Source organism: Lentilactobacillus fungorum (assembly GCF_016860605.1).
In the GTDB taxonomy this organism is placed as follows: Bacteria; Bacillota; Bacilli; order Lactobacillales; family Lactobacillaceae; genus Lentilactobacillus; species Lentilactobacillus fungorum.
This window is the reverse complement of sequence record NZ_BNJR01000004.1, coordinates 230,214-248,415: the sequence shown is the minus strand read 5'-3', so window position 1 is coordinate 248,415 and position 18,202 is coordinate 230,214. Positions and strand designations below refer to the sequence as shown.

16 protein-coding genes are annotated in these 18,202 nt (G+C 41.5%); 13 read left to right on the top strand and 3 right to left on the bottom strand.

What is annotated here, in order from left to right:
- Positions 1-74 precede the first annotated feature (74 nt).
- The 5 genes from rplS to YK48G_RS01255 all read left to right on the top strand — a co-directional run bounded on the left by rplS (position 75) and on the right by YK48G_RS01255 (position 4,544).
- Positions 75-437 (top strand): 50S ribosomal protein L19, encoded by a 363-nt coding sequence (gene rplS / locus YK48G_RS01275; protein WP_203628888.1) that lies wholly within the window; start codon positions 75-77, stop codon positions 435-437.
- 287 nt (positions 438-724) lie between these two features.
- Positions 725-1,660 (top strand): tyrosine recombinase XerC, encoded by a 936-nt coding sequence (gene xerC / locus YK48G_RS01270; protein WP_203628887.1) that lies wholly within the window; start codon positions 725-727, stop codon positions 1,658-1,660.
- A gap of 11 nt (positions 1,661-1,671) precedes the next feature.
- Positions 1,672-2,214, top strand: coding sequence for an ATP-dependent protease subunit HslV (gene hslV / locus YK48G_RS01265; protein ID WP_203628886.1), 543 nt, complete (start codon positions 1,672-1,674; stop codon positions 2,212-2,214).
- A 14-nt stretch (positions 2,215-2,228) separates the two neighbouring features.
- The gene (gene hslU / locus YK48G_RS01260) at positions 2,229-3,641 is read left to right on the top strand and encodes an ATP-dependent protease ATPase subunit HslU (RefSeq protein ID WP_203628885.1); all 1,413 of its coding nucleotides are present in this window, start codon (positions 2,229-2,231) and stop codon (positions 3,639-3,641) included.
- Positions 3,642-3,659: 18 nt separating this feature from the next.
- Entirely contained in the window at positions 3,660-4,544 is an 885-nt protein-coding gene (locus YK48G_RS01255; RefSeq protein WP_203628884.1) for an aldose 1-epimerase family protein, read from the top strand.
- 85 nt (positions 4,545-4,629) lie between these two features.
- Here YK48G_RS01255 and plsY read toward each other — a convergent pair whose 3' ends face one another.
- Entirely contained in the window at positions 4,630-5,265 is a 636-nt protein-coding gene (gene plsY / locus YK48G_RS01250; protein WP_203628883.1) for a glycerol-3-phosphate 1-O-acyltransferase PlsY, read from the bottom strand.
- Positions 5,266-5,412: 147 nt separating this feature from the next.
- Between plsY and parE the strand changes: the two genes are divergently transcribed.
- The 7 genes from parE (at position 5,413) to mutY (ending at position 14,571) form a co-directional block, all read left to right on the top strand.
- Complete coding sequence (parE, locus tag YK48G_RS01245; RefSeq protein WP_203628882.1) at positions 5,413-7,368, top strand: DNA topoisomerase IV subunit B; 1,956 nt, start codon at positions 5,413-5,415, stop codon at positions 7,366-7,368.
- A 12-nt stretch (positions 7,369-7,380) separates the two neighbouring features.
- Positions 7,381-9,819, top strand: coding sequence for a DNA topoisomerase IV subunit A (gene parC / locus YK48G_RS01240; protein WP_203628881.1), 2,439 nt, complete (start codon positions 7,381-7,383; stop codon positions 9,817-9,819).
- Positions 9,820-9,941: 122 nt separating this feature from the next.
- Positions 9,942-10,901, top strand: a complete 960-nt coding sequence (locus YK48G_RS01235) for a LysR family transcriptional regulator (RefSeq protein ID WP_203628880.1) — start codon at positions 9,942-9,944, stop codon at positions 10,899-10,901.
- A 29-nt stretch (positions 10,902-10,930) separates the two neighbouring features.
- On the top strand, positions 10,931-11,860 hold the full coding sequence (locus YK48G_RS01230; RefSeq protein ID WP_203628879.1) for a manganese-dependent inorganic pyrophosphatase: 930 nt from the start codon (positions 10,931-10,933) through the stop codon (positions 11,858-11,860).
- Positions 11,861-12,224: 364 nt separating this feature from the next.
- A complete protein-coding gene (gene msrB / locus YK48G_RS01225; RefSeq protein WP_203628878.1) occupies positions 12,225-12,662 on the top strand; it encodes a peptide-methionine (R)-S-oxide reductase MsrB in 438 nt (145 codons plus the stop codon).
- A 1-nt stretch (position 12,663) separates the two neighbouring features.
- On the top strand, positions 12,664-13,182 hold the full coding sequence (msrA, locus tag YK48G_RS01220) for a peptide-methionine (S)-S-oxide reductase MsrA (protein ID WP_203628877.1): 519 nt from the start codon (positions 12,664-12,666) through the stop codon (positions 13,180-13,182).
- A 276-nt stretch (positions 13,183-13,458) separates the two neighbouring features.
- Positions 13,459-14,571: an A/G-specific adenine glycosylase gene (gene mutY / locus YK48G_RS01215; protein WP_203628876.1), complete on the top strand. Its 1,113-nt coding sequence runs from the start codon at positions 13,459-13,461 to the stop codon at positions 14,569-14,571.
- Positions 14,572-14,667: 96 nt separating this feature from the next.
- Here mutY and xerS read toward each other — a convergent pair whose 3' ends face one another.
- Positions 14,668-15,765 carry a tyrosine recombinase XerS gene (gene xerS / locus YK48G_RS01210; protein WP_203628875.1) on the bottom strand — a complete coding sequence of 366 codons (1,098 nt, stop codon included), beginning with the start codon at positions 15,763-15,765 and terminating at the stop codon, positions 14,668-14,670.
- 275 nt (positions 15,766-16,040) lie between these two features.
- Between xerS and YK48G_RS01205 the strand changes: the two genes are divergently transcribed.
- Positions 16,041-16,907, top strand: a complete 867-nt coding sequence (locus tag YK48G_RS01205; RefSeq protein ID WP_203628874.1) for a LicD family protein — start codon at positions 16,041-16,043, stop codon at positions 16,905-16,907.
- A gap of 267 nt (positions 16,908-17,174) precedes the next feature.
- On the opposite strand, the gene YK48G_RS01200 is transcribed toward YK48G_RS01205, so the two are convergent.
- Positions 17,175-18,125, bottom strand: a complete 951-nt coding sequence (locus tag YK48G_RS01200) for a quinone oxidoreductase family protein (protein ID WP_203628873.1) — start codon at positions 18,123-18,125, stop codon at positions 17,175-17,177.
- Between the last annotated feature and the right edge of the window lie 77 nt (positions 18,126-18,202).

Sequence of the window (18,202 nt, the reverse complement as noted above, 5' to 3'; positions counted from 1 at the left end):
ATTTGGCGCAAGCCGCAAAACAACATTCCGCTGTCGAACAAGATAATGAATGTTAGTGAAAGGAAGATTTGTTTATGCGACAAAATCAATTGATTGAAAAAATCAATCAAAAGCAACTGCGTGACGATATTCCTGCATTCCGGGCAGGGGACTCACTACGAGTTCACGTAAAAGTTGTTGAAGGTAGCCGGGAGAGAATTCAGTTGTTTGAAGGCGTTGTAATTAAGCGCAAGGGTTCAGGTATTCAAGCTACATACACCGTTCGTAAAGTAAGTAATGGTGTCGGCGTTGAACGTATCTTCCCACTTCATTCACCAAGAATTGACAAAATTGAAGTTATTCGACATGGTCACGTTCGTCGTGCTAAACTTTATTACTTGCGAGCATTGCAAGGTAAGGCTGCTCGAATTCGAGCTTCACTTAGAACGCGGTCATAAGATGGCCCATGGATTGAATCAAGCAACCTTGATTCAGTCCTTTTTTGTTGGGTCAGTCGCTGCTAATTTTCTTAACGGATCCGGTTCCGTAATCGGAATAAGCTTGAACAGACTTGTCGTGTCCAGATCATCGATATTAGGACTAATTAAATTATTTTAACGATTATTCAAGCAAATCCAGACAAATTAGCGGTTTATTTGCTATCATAGTATTAGCGCATGATTCCGATTACATATTGGTCTCATGGGCAGTAATTGCATCAAAAAGAATTGTGGGGTGAGTGGCAATGATGGATGAAAAACTGATCAGCTGGTTTTTAAAATATTTAAAAAATGAGCGAAACTATTCACCAGACACGATTGCCGCCTACCAAACCGCGATTGATGAATTCATTCTTTTTCTCCAGTCAGTGGCAGCAGATGCCAAGGGGCTTTGTGCCATCGATGCGTATGACGTTGAAGCTTATTTGACCCACCTCTATGATCATCAGTACGCCCGCAGTTCAGTTGCCCAAAAAGTTTCTGCCTTGAAATCCTTTTATAATTTTTTAATTAAAAATGAGCTTTTAACGGTCAATCCGTTTGAATACGTTCATTTAAAAAGCAGCAACCGTCATTTGCCGCGTTTCTTTTATCAAAACGAAATGCGGGCGTTATTTGCCGCAGCAGAAAAAGGATCCGATCGGCAGTTGGTTTTGCGCAACCAGGCAGTGTTAGAATTACTTTACGCAACCGGTATCCGGGTCAGTGAATGTGCTAACATCCAACTGTTAGACATTGACCTGGATAATCGGATGCTCCTGGTGACTGGAAAAGGGAATAAACAGCGATACATCCCCTTTGGCGACCACGCGAAACGGGCCATCGTGAATTATGAACGAAGTAGCCGTGAGCCACTGATGAAGCGATTTTCACAGACACATTCTTATTTGTTTATTAATCATTATGGTAAACCGTTGACGCCACGAGGAATTGAATATATCATGGATCAAATCGTCAAACAAAGTAGTTTGACAACTGGGATTCATCCGCATATGCTACGGCATACCTTTGCGACTGAAATGCTCAATAATGGCGCGGATATGCGATCGGTTCAGGAGTTGCTGGGACACAGCAGTTTATCCACGACCCAGATCTACACTCACGTGACCAAAAGTCATTTAATGAATGATTACCAAAAGTATTTTCCCAGGAATCGGGAATCACTAAAATCTAAAAAATGAAGAGGGACATTATGCCAGTTAAATTTGAAGCAACCACAATTGTAGCAGTTCGTCATAACGGTCATTTAGCAATGGCCGGCGACGGGCAAGTCACAATGGGAGAAAAAGTGATTATGAAAGGAACCGCCCATAAGGTTCGGCGGATCTACGATAATAAAGTTGTTGTCGGCTTTGCGGGAAGCGTTGCCGATGCGTTTAACCTTGAAGAGCGCTTCGAAAAAAAGCTTAACCAATATGATGGCGATCTTAAACGCTCAGCCGTTGAATTAGCTCAAGATTGGCGAGGCGATCAGCAATTGCAAAAGCTTGAAGCGTTATTGATTGTGATGAACGACCATGATTTACTGCTCGTGTCAGGCTCTGGAGAAGTGATTGAACCAGACGACGATATTCTAGCTATTGGTTCAGGTGGCAATTTTGCTTTGGCTGCTGCCACTGCAATGAAGCATCACGCTCCTGATATGGACGCAAGAGAAATTGCCGAGGCTGCCATTCATATTGCTGGCAACATCGACATTTTTACCAACCAGAATGTTATTTCAGAAGAAATCTAGAGAGGGACGTTAAATTGACAGAATCTACCCAAACACCAAAAGAAATTGTTGAAGTTTTAGATCAATATATCGTTGGTCAAAATGAAGCCAAGAAAGCCGTTGCGGTGGCCTTGCGGAATCGCTATCGGCGAATGCAGCTTTCAAAGGAAATGCAAGATGAAATTTCACCTAAAAATTTACTGATGATTGGCCCCACCGGCGTTGGAAAAACTGAAATTGCCCGCCGGCTGGCTAAGATTGTCAACGCGCCATTTGTAAAGGTTGAAGCCACAAAATTTACCGAGGTTGGTTACGTTGGTGGTGACGTTGAATCAATGGTTCGGGATTTAGTGGAGAATGCCATCCAACTAGAGCGTGAAGATGAATATAAGCAGGTGCGCACGGAAGCTGAAAAGCAAGCCAATAACCAACTCGTTAAACTATTGGTGCCAGCCCAAAAGAAAAAGAAAAATCAAAACGAAATGCAAAATCTCATGAGTCTTTTTACTCAGATGCAACAGGGGCAAATGCCATCCCAAACCACGGAAGATCAAGAAGATGTGACTGATGACGTTCGGGAAAAGCGGATGTCGACGGCAGAGAAATTGCGTGCCGGCTTATTAGAAAATGAGCAGGTTGAAATTGAAATGGATGATCCAACTCAACAACTTTCCGGCCAAAACACCATGCTCAATCAGATGGGAATTGATTTAAACGATACACTTTCTGGTTTAATGCCAAAGAAAAAGATTAAGCGAACGGTTCCAGTAAGTGAGGCCCGCTCAATTCTCACTCGCCAAGCATCCGAAGAGTTAATTAATAAAGCTGATCTTTATCATAATGCGATTGTTCGGGCTGAAAACACCGGCATTATCTTTATCGACGAAATTGATAAAATTGCTCCCGGTAATTCAAAGAATAGTGGCGAAGTGTCTCGAGAAGGCGTTCAGCGCGATATCTTGCCAATTGTTGAAGGCTCACAAGTGAATACCAAATATGGTCCCGTTAGTACCGATCACATGCTGTTCATTGGGTCTGGGGCCTTTGCAGAAAGCAAGCCTTCAGATTTAATTCCGGAATTACAAGGCCGCTTTCCAATTCGCGTTGAGCTAAATGATTTAACCAAAGAAGATTTTGTGCGGATTCTCACTGAGCCAACCAACTCATTAACTAAGCAATACATTGCCTTAATTGGTACCGACAACATCAAGGTGACGTTCACAATTGAAGCGATTAATCGGATTGCTGAAATTGCAACCAATGTGAACCATCATACCGATAACATTGGGGCACGACGGTTACACACGATTCTCGAAAAATTACTGGAAGATATTTTATACGAAGGCCCTGATATGCAGATGGGTGATATCACCATTACTGAAAAGTATGTGGATGATAAAGTTGGTAAGTTAGCTGAGAATGAAGATCTTTCACGATATATTCTTTAGAATCGATCGGGGGCTACCATGATTACATTAAAGAACCAATATTTGTCGGTCTTGATTAATGAATTTGGCGCTGAGTTAACCAGCGTCCAAGGATTAGATGAAGCCCATATTGAATACATCTGGCAAGCTGATCCTAACTACTGGAAACGCCATGCACCCATTTTGTTTCCGATTGTTGGTCGCTTAAAGGACAATCAGTATCAGTATTTAGGCCAAACGTATTCGATGACGCAACATGGATTTGCCAGAGATAATTTCTTTGATGTTCAAGCACAAAGTGACACTGCGGTTGAGTTAGCGTTGACAGCAACTGACGAAACCTTTCAGCATTATCCGTTTAAATTTCGACTAACCGTTTCCTACGAATTAGTTGACCATGAATTAAAGGTGCGGTTAAGCGTTGTTAATCCAAGCGATGAGCGTAACTTGCTATTTTCGTTGGGGGCTCATCCCGGATTTAACGTTCCACTCATCCCAGGAAAGGGAACGTTTAAGGATGCATTTGTCCGGGTCGCTCCTAAAAAGGATTACCCACGGATTCCATTGAAACCGCCGTATAGCGATCCCAATGATGTTAAAACAATGGATTTCACGCAACCACTGTCATTAAGACATAAGTTATTTGAAAACGATGCGTTGGTTTTGTCGTTAAATCATCAGGAAACGACGGTGATGTTGGCAAGTACGGCTAATGATCATGGTGTTGCCTTAACGACGCTTAATGCGCCTTACGTTGGCATTTGGTCCCCATATCCTAAGAAGGCACCGTTTGTTTGTATTGAGCCTTGGTGGGGCATAGCCGATACGGTTGATTCAGATGGTCAACTCGCCGACAAATTAGCCATTAATACCTTGGCGCCTCAAAAAACTTTTGACGCGGGGTATAACATCAGCTTTTTCTAGTTAAATTAAAAACGGAAGTGACAAAAAGCGGGTGATTCAAATTGAATCGCTCGCTTTATTAGTGGGGTAATGAGAATGATGGGTGTCAGTTGAACTGCTTTTTTCGGCGCAAGTAATTTCCCAATCCGAAGGGAACCATTCTTTCATTTCCATGCAAGATTCGGTTAATATTTGCCCGGTGGCGATAAAAGATAAAGACCGTTAAGGCAATGGCTAAGATGCTTAAAAATAAATCATTAGCAAAAAAAGTGGTGATTGTGGTAAGGGTGAATGCAACCATACTGGCAAGACTGACCATACTGGTTAATAAAATGACCAAGATCCAAATCCCAGCTGCAATCAAAAAGAAAATTGGTTGATAGGCAAGAATCATCCCCGCACTCGTTGCGACCGCCTTGCCTCCCTTAAAATGATCAAAAATTGAGAAAGTGTGGCCAAGAATTGCTGCCAAGCCAAAGACTAAGGCGTTAATGGTGTCATTACCAAAAAAAACGGGTAAAAGCGTTGCCAAGGCTCCCTTTGAAATGTCCATGGCCATCACAATGGTACCAGCAGTCGGACCTAATACTCGGTAAGTATTGGTCGTACCGATATTGCCAGAGCCATGTTGGCGAATATCGATATGAAAAAATGCTTTGCCAATCCAAACGCCACTTGGGATTGAGCCTAGTAGATAAGCAATAACTAACATTAACATAACTTGAATAGCTTGAGAATTCATAGCAAACCTCTTAATTGTAGTATGTAAATAACCATTACAGCGCCTTTAATTTTAGCATGATAATGCGTTATCGCCAACAAAATTTATTTTCAAAGCCGGTAATTTAGGTTATTATGAAGTAGATTGCAAAAAAAGGAGTCATAACGAATGGTAAAACAAAAGCAAAAATACGATGATTCCTCGATTCAAATACTTGAGGGACTCGACGCGGTCAGAAAACGACCGGGAATGTACATCGGCTCAACTGATTCTCGGGGCCTGCATCATCTGGTTTATGAAATTGTCGATAATGCCGTCGATGAGGTGTTAGCCGGCTATGGTGATGAAATTAATGTCACCATTCACGAAGATAATAGCATTACCGTTAAGGACTACGGTCGTGGCATGCCGGTTGGGATGCACGCCTCTGGCAAACCAACCCCTGAGGTGATTTTAACGATGCTACATGCTGGTGGTAAATTTGGCCAAGGCGGCTATAAAACTTCCGGTGGCTTGCATGGGGTTGGGGCTAGCGTCGTCAATGCACTGTCTTCAAAGTTAAAGGTGGTGATCGTCAGGGATGGTTACCGCTATGAAGAAAATTTTGAAAATGGCGGTCATCCAGTTGGGACGCTAAAAAGAATTGGTAAAACGCGTGACCATAGTGGGACGACGTTGACGTTCAAGCCTGATTCTAAAATCTTTACCAGTGTCGTTTACCACTTTTCAACGCTTTCTGAACGGTTGCGGGAATCTGCTTTCCTACTGAAGGGCACTAAGATTACGCTGACCGATGAACGCCCTGGACAGGAGCAAACCGAAGTTTATCACTACGAAGAAGGCATTAAGGAATTCGTTCAATATTTAAACGAAGACAAACACACCTTGGGTGACGTTATGTTCTTTGATGGCTTTAAATCAGGGGTGGAAGTTGAAGTCGCTGCGCAGTACAATGACGGCTATTCGGAAACGATGCTGTCATTCGTGAACAACGTGCGAACAAAAGATGGTGGCACCCACGAAGCCGGGTTTCGTAATGCTTGGACCAAAGCATTTAATGACTACGCCCGCAAAGTTGGGATGTTAAAGGATAAGGATAAAAACCTCGAGGGCAGCGATGTTCGTGAGGGCCTTTCGGTTGTCCTATCGCTTAGAATTCCAGAAGAAATTCTCCAATTTGAAGGTCAAACTAAGGAAAAATTGGGCACCCCCGAAGCACGTTCAATTGTCGATGCCATTGTTTCTGAAAAACTCGGGTACTATTTGATGGAGAACGGCGAATTTGCCCAAACGTTGGTACATAAAGCATTACGTGCCAGACAAGCTCGCCAGGCCGCCAGAAAAGCGCGTGATGAAACCCGCCATGGCAAGCGTCATAAAAAGCAAGAACGGCTGCTTTCTGGGAAATTAACACCGGCCCAATCAAAGGATTATAGTAAGAATGAACTTTTCTTAGTCGAAGGTGATTCTGCCGGCGGTTCTGCCAAGCAGGGCCGGGATCGGCGTTATCAAGCCATTCTGCCGTTAAGAGGAAAGGTGCTTAACACCGAACGGGCAAAATTACCAGAAATTATGAAGAATGAAGAAATCAACACCATGATTTACACAATTGGTGCCGGTGTCGGTACCGACTTTAATATTGACGATGCCAATTATGATAAGATCATCATTATGACTGATGCCGACGATGACGGCGCTCATATTCAAATTCTACTTCTAACGTTCTTTTACAAATATATGCGACCGATGATCGACAATGGTCGCGTATTTATTGCCTTGCCGCCATTATATAAGCTCCAAAAAGGGGCCGGCAAGAAAACTAAAATTCAGTATGCCTGGACGAACGACGAGTTGAATAAGGTTTCAAAACAGTTTGGCAAGGGCTACAGTTTGCAACGATTTAAAGGTCTCGGCGAAATGAACGCGGATCAACTATGGGAAACGACGATGAATCCAGAAACCAGAACGTTGATTCGCGTGCGAATTGATGATGCAGCGCTTGCTGAGCGGCGGGTTACCACTCTGATGGGTGATAAAGTTGAACCGCGACGAAAATGGATTGAAAGTAACGTTAAGTTTAACCTCGAAGAAGAGGGCAGCATTTTGGATAATACAACTAATTAAGGAGGCGCGGCTTTGAGTAAAATTGAAAGTTTGACTCTCGAGGATGTCATGGGCGAGCGGTTCAGCCGCTATTCCCGTTCAATTATTCAAGAACGGGCATTACCAGATATCCGCGACGGCTTAAAACCGGTTCAACGCCGGATCCTTTATGCAATGAATAAGGATGGCAATACTTACGACAAGGCCTTTCGAAAGTCTGCCAAGTCCGTGGGAAACGTCATGGGAAATTTCCATCCCCATGGCGATAGTTCCATTTATGAAGCCTTGGTTCGCATGAGCCAGGACTGGAAGGTTAGAGAGCCATTGATCCAAATGCACGGCAATAATGGGTCAATGGATGGGGATCCGCCTGCAGCAATGCGGTATACCGAAGCGCGGTTAAGTAAGATTTCCGGCGAAATGTTGCGGGATATTGATAAAGATACCGTCGATTGGGTCTTAAACTTTGATGATACCGAATATGAGCCAACGGTTTTACCGTCCCGATTCCCCAATTTATTAGTTAATGGCTCAACGGGAATCTCAGCTGGTTATGCGACTGACATTCCACCGCATAATTTAGGTGAAGTGATCGATGCGATTTTGTATTTGCAGAAGCATCCAGACGCGACTTTAGATGATTTGATGCAATTTGTTAAAGGACCAGATTTTCCAACCGGCGCAATTGTGCAGGGAATTGACGGCATTAAAAAAGCTTATGCAACGGGTCATGGCAAAATCATTGTCCGGTCTAAAACGGCGATTGAGCCACTAAAGGGAAATAAATCACAAATTGTTATTACGGAGATTCCCTACGAAGTTAACAAAGCACAATTGGTCAAACGCATTGATGAGATTCGCTTAAATAAGCGGGTAGATGGGATCGCTGAAGTTCGCGACCAAAGCGATCGTAATGGGTTAAGTATCGTCGTTGAGTTGAAGCGCGACGTTGATTCAACTGGGATTTTAAATTATTTGTTCAAAAATACTGACTTACAGGTTTCCTATAACTTCAACATGGTTGCCATTGATAATATGCGGCCAGAGCGGCTCTCGCTGAAAAGAATTCTGGTAGCCTACCTCAAGTTTCAACAAGAGGTTATTGAGAAACGAACCCGATTTAATTTGAAAAAGGCTAAGGACCGCCAACACATTGTCGACGGCCTCATTAAAGCTTTATCAATTCTTGATCAAGTCATCAAAACGATTCGGGCCAGCAAGAATCGCAAGGATGCCAGAGATAATTTAGTTAAGACATATGATTTTTCCGAAAAACAGGCTGACGCAATTGTTGCCTTGCAGCTCTACCGGCTAACCAATACCGATGTGACGCAACTTGAAAAAGAATCTAAGCAATTGGCCCAACAAATTGCCGGGTTTGAGAAAATTCTGGATAACCCGAAAGAGCTTAACCGGGTTTTAGCCAGGGAATTACGGGAATTAGCTAAAACATACCGTAACCCCCGACGAACGGAAATTCAAAGTCAAGTACAAGACATCAAGATCAGCACCGATGTGTTAGTACCAGACGAAGATGTTGTGGTCATGGTCAGTCATGATGGCTATATTAAGCGAAGCTCGATTCGTTCTTACAAGGCATCCGTTACTGAAAGCGGCTTAAAAGATGATGATTACCCGATTTTTATGAAACAGTTAAATGCGCGGGATCACTTATTAATGTTTACCAGTAAGGGGAATTTAATTTATCGGCCGGTTTATGAGATTGCCGATGTCAAATGGAAAGATACGGGTGAACATATATCCCAGACGATTGGACTAGACGGGGATGAGGAAATTATCGGAACCTTTGCCTTTGGTTCTCTCAAAGAACCTGGTTATTTTCTAATTGCGACCGATGAAGGCCATATTAAGCAAACTGCGTTTAGTGACTTGACACCAGGGCGAACTTATAAAAAGCATGCTTATACGTATGAAAAATTAAAGGATGAGGGTGCTAGAGTGGTTTCAGTTAAGTATTTAACGGAAGCCGACCAAGCCAAACAGATTTTACTGATTTCAAAACATGGGCTGGCCTTACGATATACAATACCGGAAGTTTCTGTTAATGGTGCTCGAACGACCGGCGTTAAATCAATGGCACTTCGAGCAGATGATCAAGTTGTCAACCTACAGCTAGTTGACGATGATAGCCAACTTGCAATTGTCACTCAACGGGGCGCGTTTAAAAAACTAGCCGTCAAAGAAATTCCAGTGACCTCCCGGGCTAGAAAAGGGGTTATGATTCTGCGTGAACTTAAAAACCATCCACACCGGGTGGTTGATTTCGCATTGATTAACGATGAGCATCAGCCGCTAGAAATCGTTACTGACCGAAAGCGAACACATGACATTTTACCAGCAGAATTTTCACTCGGCGGCCGCTACTCTAATGGATCGTTTGTTATCGATGTTGATAGCGAAGGCGTTCCCACTCAGATTAGAGAAAAGCCAGCTGAAATTACTATCAATTAGTTAAGTTTAATTGATATTAAGTGATAATAATTGAATGTATTGCCATTTCGAATTATCATTAATGGTAATAGTTAATAATTAATTATCTAATGGTCAGTATTGGCCCATTAAGGAGAGACTGAATGAAAACCACTCAGGAAAATATTTTTTCATCAAAAACATTATCGTACTTCCTCCAACTAACCGATACCATGAACTATACTCAAGCTGCCCAAATTTTGGGCATCACGCAACCTGCTTTGACCCAACAGATCAAGAAGCTTGAGCGGACTGTTGGAACCCCATTATTTTACTCAGTAGGCAAAAAGTTACGGCTGACCGATGCTGGCTATATCATGTTGAAGACGACGCATCAGATTTATGATTTATTGAATAATGCGACTGATGAAATTCAACAAGCAACCAGCTCAACTACCGGCCAGATTAATTTAGGAATTTTAGCCTCAATCGAAACTAAAGTTTTTGAAGATTTTGCCCTTGAATTGTATAAAGAAAACCCCGACTTGGAAGTTAACTTCCATATGCTGACAAGAAAGGAAATCTGGGAGAGCTTAGAAAACAACCGGATTGACTTGGCAATTATGTATCTACCAGATGAATCGATTAAGAACTGGAAACCATATAGTTCTAAAAAGATTATTTCTGACGATTTATTGTTTATTCACCATAATCCAAAATTTGCCGATAAGAAAAAAATTCGGCTTAAATATGTAGGGGATCGTCCATGGGTTATGTACCCCGAAGATTATTATTTAAATCAAACTTTACGGGAAACCTTTAAGAATCAAATGGTTGATTTTCCGCAAACAGCGGCTCGTTATACGATGCCGGAACAAATTTTAAAGTTTGCAATTAACACACATACAAATACCGCTTTACCAAAGTCGTTCTTGTTGAATTTAGACTTGAATAAAATGACTGATGACGATATTTGGGTGACAGAATTTGACCCGAAGATTCGCTTTGATCTCAAGTTTGTTTATCGTAAGAACAAGAATGAGATTCCACGAATTGGCAGATTCTTAAGCAAGTTTGATGATTTTCTTGCTAAAAAGGATTATTTATCACGGTTAGCAAAATAAATTAATTATTGTCAAAGGAGATCATATTAATGAGTAAAGAATTAGTTTTTGGTCATCAAAGTCCTGATACAGATGCAATCGTTGCTGCAAAGGCTTATTCCTATCTGCAAAACCAACTAGGCTATGATACGGAAGCCGTTGCCTTGGGTGAGCCTAATGCTGAAACGGCCTTTGTTTTAAATTATTTTGATGAGCCGACTCCTCGGATTATCAAAACAGCCAAAGATGAGGTTGATTCGGTTATGCTGGTTGACCACAATGAATTTCAACAGAGCGTGAGTGATATCAAAGATTTAACAATTACACATGTTGTTGATCATCATCGAATTTCTAATTTCCGAACTGATCAACCACTTTATTATCGGGCCGAACCGGTAGGCTGCTGCAGCACGATCTTGACGGAAATGTTTGATGAAAACAAAATTGATATCCCCGTACAATTGGCTGGATTGATGCTTTCGGCTATTATTTCTGACACACTTTTATTGAAATCCCCAACAACTACCGACAAAGATAGAATTGCAGTTAAGACGTTAGCAGAAATTGCCGATATCGATTACGAGAAATACGGTATCGAAATGCTAAAAGCAGGGACAAACGTTGCCGCTAAAAGCGATCAAGAATTAATTGATTCGGATGCAAAGTCCTTTACAATGGGCGGCAAAAATGTCCGAATCGATCAAATTAATGTGGTCGATTTTGAAGACATTGATAAGCGTCAAGATGATATTAAGAACGCAATGGCAACAGAGGCTCAGGATAAGAACTATGACCTATTCTTAGTATTAGTTACCAACGTTTTGAATAGCGATTCCAGACTGATTGTTGTCGGCGATCCAGTTGAAGCCGTTGAAAAGGCATTTAACAATAAGCTCAGCCAAGATGCAACCATGTCATTGCCAGGGGTCGTTTCTCGAAAGAAGCAAGTTGTTCCACCACTAAACGAAGCATTAAGCTAACTTGTGAGCTAATAAAACCTAGATTGTAAAATAAATAGTCATATTTGACTAGCTTCAAGAGATTTTAAGGCGATAAATCGATTGTTCCAATGGGAATGATTCATTTATCGCCTTAATTAGCAAAACTTCTTAAAAACATTACTTGAGTCAGGGAAGAATTGCTGGTTAAAACTGGTGGTCTCATAAGTTAAAAAACGATAGTTGCAGTAATTTCTTGCCGCATTAGGACCACTTTAGAACAATTGCCAATTAAAAAGTCATTTTTAATTTACAAGGACAGCCATGATCTTTATAATAAAAACTAAGTTGTGTGCAACTCAATTTAGTCGCTGGTTTGACCTGGAATTAGATGGAGGGATCGTTAATGGATCAAGAAGAACTTAAAGCAAAATTGACGCCAGAACAATTCGCCGTGACGCAACAGCGGGCAACTGAAGCCCCTTTTACTGGTCAGTATGACAACTTCTATCAGGATGGTATCTACGTGGATGTTGTGAGCGGCGAACCGCTTTTTTCTTCAACTGATAAGTATGACGCCGGTTGTGGTTGGCCTTCGTTTACCAAACCGATTGCTAGTGCAAACGTGACCCGTCACTTGGATACCTCCCACGGGATGATTAGAGAAGAAGTGACAAGTAAAGAAGCCCAATCACACTTAGGTCACGTATTCCCTGATGGGCCAAAAGAGCAGGGTGGCCAACGATATTGCATCAATTCGGCAGCATTAAAATTTATTCCAGTTGACCAAATGGCTGCTGCCGGTTATGGCGATTACCTTAACTTATTTAAACGAGGTGAATAAAATGGAAGATACAGCAATATTTGCAGGCGGTTGTTTCTGGTGTATGGTTAAACCTTTTGATACGATGCCGGGAATTAAGAAGGTGATCTCCGGTTATACGGGTGGCCATGTTCCCAATCCAACGTATGAACAAGTAGCTAGCCACACGACGGGGCACACAGAGGCTGTTAAAATCACTTTTGACCCTGAGGTGATTAGTTATAAACAATTAGTAGAAATCTATTGGCACCAAACAGACCCCACAGATGCAATGGGCCAATTTCAAGACCGTGGTGATAACTATCGGCCGGTTATTTTTGTGGAAGATGAAGCTCAACGACAAATTGCCGAGGCATCAAAGCAAGCTTTGGCTGCTAGTGGCCAATTTGATGACCCAATTGTCACTCAAATTGAGGATGCCAAGCCGTTTTACCCTGCGGAAGAAGAACATCAAGAATTCTATAAAAAGAATCCATTGCGTTATCAAATGGAAGAAATGGGTGGTCGAGAAGCTTTTATCAAGCAAAATTGGCAGAAATAAAGATAGATAAGATACACTAAAACAGCAGACCACTTATGGTGATGAGCTGCTGTTTTTTATTACATAATCGTAACTTAATTAGGTCGGTGAGTTGGGAATTTAAAATCCAAACCGTTTTGGCAACGATATTAAACTTATTTAACCCTTTCTAAGTGACTCAACTAATTTTTAGGATAGTGGGTCAAGCGAACTCGATTTAATCAAAACTTACAGATTGGTTAAATCGAATTCGACTTTGGGCCTTGATCATTTTTAGACACACAGGAGGTAACTTACATGATTAACTGGTCCGAAGAAAAGGTTCGCGCATTTCAAAAAACATTACTTAACTGGTATGACCAGAACAAACGCGATCTTCCATGGCGACAGGATCACGATCCATACCACGTCTGGATATCAGAAATCATGCTGCAGCAAACCCAAGTCCAGACGGTTATTCCTTATTATCAGCGATTCATGAAGCAATTTCCCACGGTTCAATCTTTAGCTAACGCTGAGGAAACTGAACTCATGAAGGCTTGGGAAGGCCTGGGCTACTATTCAAGGGCCCGAAATTTGCAAAGAGCTGCTCAACAACTTGTGGATGATTATCAGGGGCATTGGCCAACAGACGTCCATGAACTTCAGCAATTAAGCGGAATCGGCCCATACACAGCTGGCGCTATTGCTAGCATTGCCTTTAATCAACCGGTAGCCGCTGTCGATGGGAATGCGTTTCGAGTCTTTTCACGCCTATTAGAAATTGACGATGATATTGCCAAGCCTCAAACTCGAAAAGTTTTTGAGAAGGTGATTAATCGGATTATTTCTAAGGAGCGCCCGGGCGATTTTAACCAAGCAATTATGGACCTAGGCGCTAGCTATATGACGGCAACAAACTATGAAACGGCCAAGTCACCAGTAAAAGCGTTTAATCAATCCTATTTAGATGGTGTTGAAGCTCATTATCCGGTAAAAACTAAAAAGAAGCGTCCCGTTCCAGTCGATTATTTTGGTTTAGTGATCCACTCTAACCAAGGATATTTATTTGAAAAACGCCCAGCTAAGGGAATCCTGGCGGGATTTTGGATGTTTCCGTTATTCAATAAATCAGCACTTGCTGCTGATGAATCAATGACAGAAACTTCGTTAATTCAAGCTTTGGAGAAACAATTTCACTCCGAAAGCGGGTTATCGCTTCACTTAACAAAAGTTCCTAGTAAACCAGTTAGCCATACGTTTACGCATCAAAAATGGCAAATTACGTTATTAAGCAGCCGTTTGTCTGCGGATGCTGATTTGAGTTTCTTTTCCGGTAACTGGATTCCAACAAGTGAATTTGAAAACACGCCGTTTTCAAAAGTGCAGTCAAAAATGTGGTTGGCGTATAGCAATGCCAGCAATAAATAAAATAAAGTGAAACGTTAAACTGGCAAAACGATTGAGGGGTAGACTGCGGCTTGCCTGCTGGGCAATTATAGATAACGGTTATGAAGTAGCTTCGGTCTAACTTTGATCATGGTTTTTATGAAGTTCGTCTAAGGCTTCCTTTTGCCGAGTATCGACGATGTGCGTATAGAGGCCAGTTGCTTTCGTCGAAGTTTGCCCAAGCTGAGTTGCTACCAAGTGCTCATTATTGGTTTCCAGATATAATTTGGACGCGAGGGTATGCCGCAGCTTGTGCGGAGTAATTCGAACGTGATTAAAGGCTTGAGAATATTTAGCAACTAGTAATTCGACGGTTGCGGTTGAAATTCGCCGCGGCAGCCTTGCCCCTTTCGTAAGAAAAAGGGCAGGGGTGGTTTTATTTGCAAGGTAGCGACTGTGCCGAATCGCTAAGTAGGGTTTGATGTAAGGTAAAACCCAGTCAGCAATTGGGACTGAATCTCGTTTGCCGCCTTTTCTAAGAACCGAAATGGTCGCTTTTTTAATGCTTAAGTCGGCAAGGTTGGCGTTAGTCAACTCAGAAACCCGAATGCCAGTCCCCAGCATTAAGGCATTGATGGCAACGTCCCGTTCCCGATCCCGCTGATACATTTTAAGCAGCCGTTTACCACGCAACTGCTTTGGATAATTATTCAAAATGAAGTTTAAGTAGTCAACGTCCGACTCACCAAGCATGAGTTGATCTTTAATGTTATGAGCTCGTGTTTGATAGGTTTCACTATCGGGAACCAACGCAATTTTTTTCATCACGTTTCGATAAAAATAGGGTTCACCATTCTCGTTTTCAGATTCTTCAGTTAAATATCGAAAAAGCGCACTTAGGGCGTTCAACGAACGATTGACAGTTTGGTGAGCGAGCGTTCCTTGAGGGGCTTTAGCCGTTTGTTTACCACGATTGAGAAGAAATGACTTATAAAGCTCCATGTCCTGCTTTGAAAAGTGAGCAAGTTCATCAAGTGAAATTTGCTTAATTGTCGTGGCGGTGGTAATTTTAGTCTCGATCATCCAAGTGAAGAATCGTTTAAATTCACTTAGGTACTGGTACAGCGTCGCCGGCGATAGTGGGACAGTTGATTTTTCCAGATAATAGTCGTGAACGTAGGTGGGCATCTGCTGGACAAGTTGTTCGTTATTAGAAATATAAGCTGTTTTTCGCATTAATAATCACCTTAAAGTTTAAGATTTGTAAGAATAATGGTTAGCTGAATTGATAGAAAAAACGAGGGAACCCTATTTTAATTCGCTGATAACTAGATAAAACACTAATTTTATTAAGTTATATTATATCAAAAATTGACATAAATTTGTATAAATAAAGACTAAATATTTGACCTGTTTCTTTAAACTTAATAGACTAGGTTTGACGAATAAAAAATAGTTAAAAGAGGTTTTCAGATGAGATTGAATTAATACTGATTTAAGGGGGCTTTCCTATGATGATTGATATGAAACAAATTCATGGCATCCAGTTGGATATTTTACAAAAAGTGACCCAGCTGAGTTTAAAATACCGGATCAACTATTTTATGACTGGCGGCTCCGCAATTGGTGCCGTTCGTCATCATGGGTTTATTCCATGGGACGATGATATTGATATTGGTTTAACGCGTCAGGATTTTGAGAAGTTTTTGCGAGTTGCACCAACTGAATTAGCGACAACAAACTATATCGTGGAACAAAACCGATTAAACCCGCGCTATGAATATGATTTTGCTAAAGTAATGACACGTGATTCTCAAATTCTAGAACGCGGCCGTGAAGAAGCGAAAGCCCACAATGGTATTTTTATTGATGTTTTTCCGTTTGATAAATTACCAGCAAAAAAGCAGCAACAATTTAAACAGCGTCATATTTTGCAAAATATTTTAAACGAAATTCGACGTCGATTTTATCCAGAAGCCACAAGTAATGGTGTTGCCGAGCGCCCATATACCCAAATGAGTCTACAACAGCTTTACAAACTACGGTTACGTGTCATGACCCAATACAATGATCAACCGGGTTTGCCGTATGTGAATTTATCTTCACCGTATGCATATGGCAAGGAACTCATTATGCCAAATGAAATCCATCGTTTGATTAAGTTACCATTTGAGAATTTGCAGGTACCAGTATTAGCAGGATATGATTCGTACTTGAAACGGCTTTATGGCAACTACATGAAGCTGCCACCAGTTGAAAAACGCGTTCAGCGTCATATTTTGATTGCTAAGCTGGATAATCCCCAAACAATAAGCGAAACGGATGATTCTAAAGATTTGCCATCAGCCATAACCGGGTTTAAAGCTGAAGCCGGTTAAACCAAAAGATTGGATTGATTAGTATTAAATTCGAATATGCTGGTTTTAATTTAAGCAATGCGCGTTGATGATTATGATTGAACGTCAACGCGCATTGCTTTTTTGGATTTTTTGCATTCTTCGCATAATATATATTATGTAAAGTAAAATTTAAAACTGATCCTTTAATCCAATTTAGTCTACTACTCTACTTCTTTGAACGTTGGTCCAACCTATTAAAAAGTCACCACTGAATTTTTTCAGTTAGTGACTTTTTAATTACATTCATTAAATCATAATAACTGAGCGTCCTGTCGATGACCAAGCAGTTGCAACTTGCGATAATGGAAAAACATTTAAATTCATATATAAGTGATCATTTGCAGCGTATTCAAACAACACCGGTAAGTTGTTGCTTAAGTAACTTTGAAAAACCTTAGCTGAAAAACTACCAATTCCTGAACCAATTAGTACAATGTTTTTACTACGCAAAATTTGCGACGGCAAAGATATTGCTGCGCTTGCCATGCCACCAACTGTAATATAAGTTAACCGCCTTGCCAACGTTAGTCTTCGAATTGCTTCCAAAACTAATTCTGCCGGATGGCCCCAAAGATAATCAATAATTGTATCAAATGGCGCTTTCTCATAAGCAGAAATGACCATCTTAATCACTTGGTCATCTGGTTGACTAAGTGAGATTGTCATATCCGCACCAATTGATTTAAGGCGATTAAGCGTTTGCTGATTGCGTCCAGTTGCAATAACTGTTGCGGCTCCATGAAACTTTGCCAATTGAACGGCCATCATGCCAGTTGCCCCAGTTGCACCGTTAACAAAGACCACGTCGCCTTCTTTAATCTTTCCTTTTTCAATTAAAGCAAGATCAGAACCCATCAAAGCATTCGGCAAAGCTGCCGCTCGAGCATTGTCCAACCCAGCCGGTAACTTTAGAAAATGACGCTTATCAATGATCGCTTTTTCGGCCATCATACCAGTTATTCCCATCGCATACACCCGGGTACCATCATCCAGTTCAGCCACCCCGTCCATGCCCATTACAGCTGGTAATGGATCAAAATTTGTGTAATGGTTACCAGCGGCCTTGCTAATATCTAATTGCTTAATCGAAGAAGCCCTTGGTGAAACCAATAGTTGCTGGTCATTGGCGACTTCGGGTTCAGGGAAATCTCGGTATTCTGGGGTCTTACCATATTCGGTTAAAACGGCAGCTTTCATAAGTAAGTAACCTCTTTTTATCACATTTTTAAAATCCGTTTGAACACCGCCATTTAATCATGGTTGCGACTTAAATG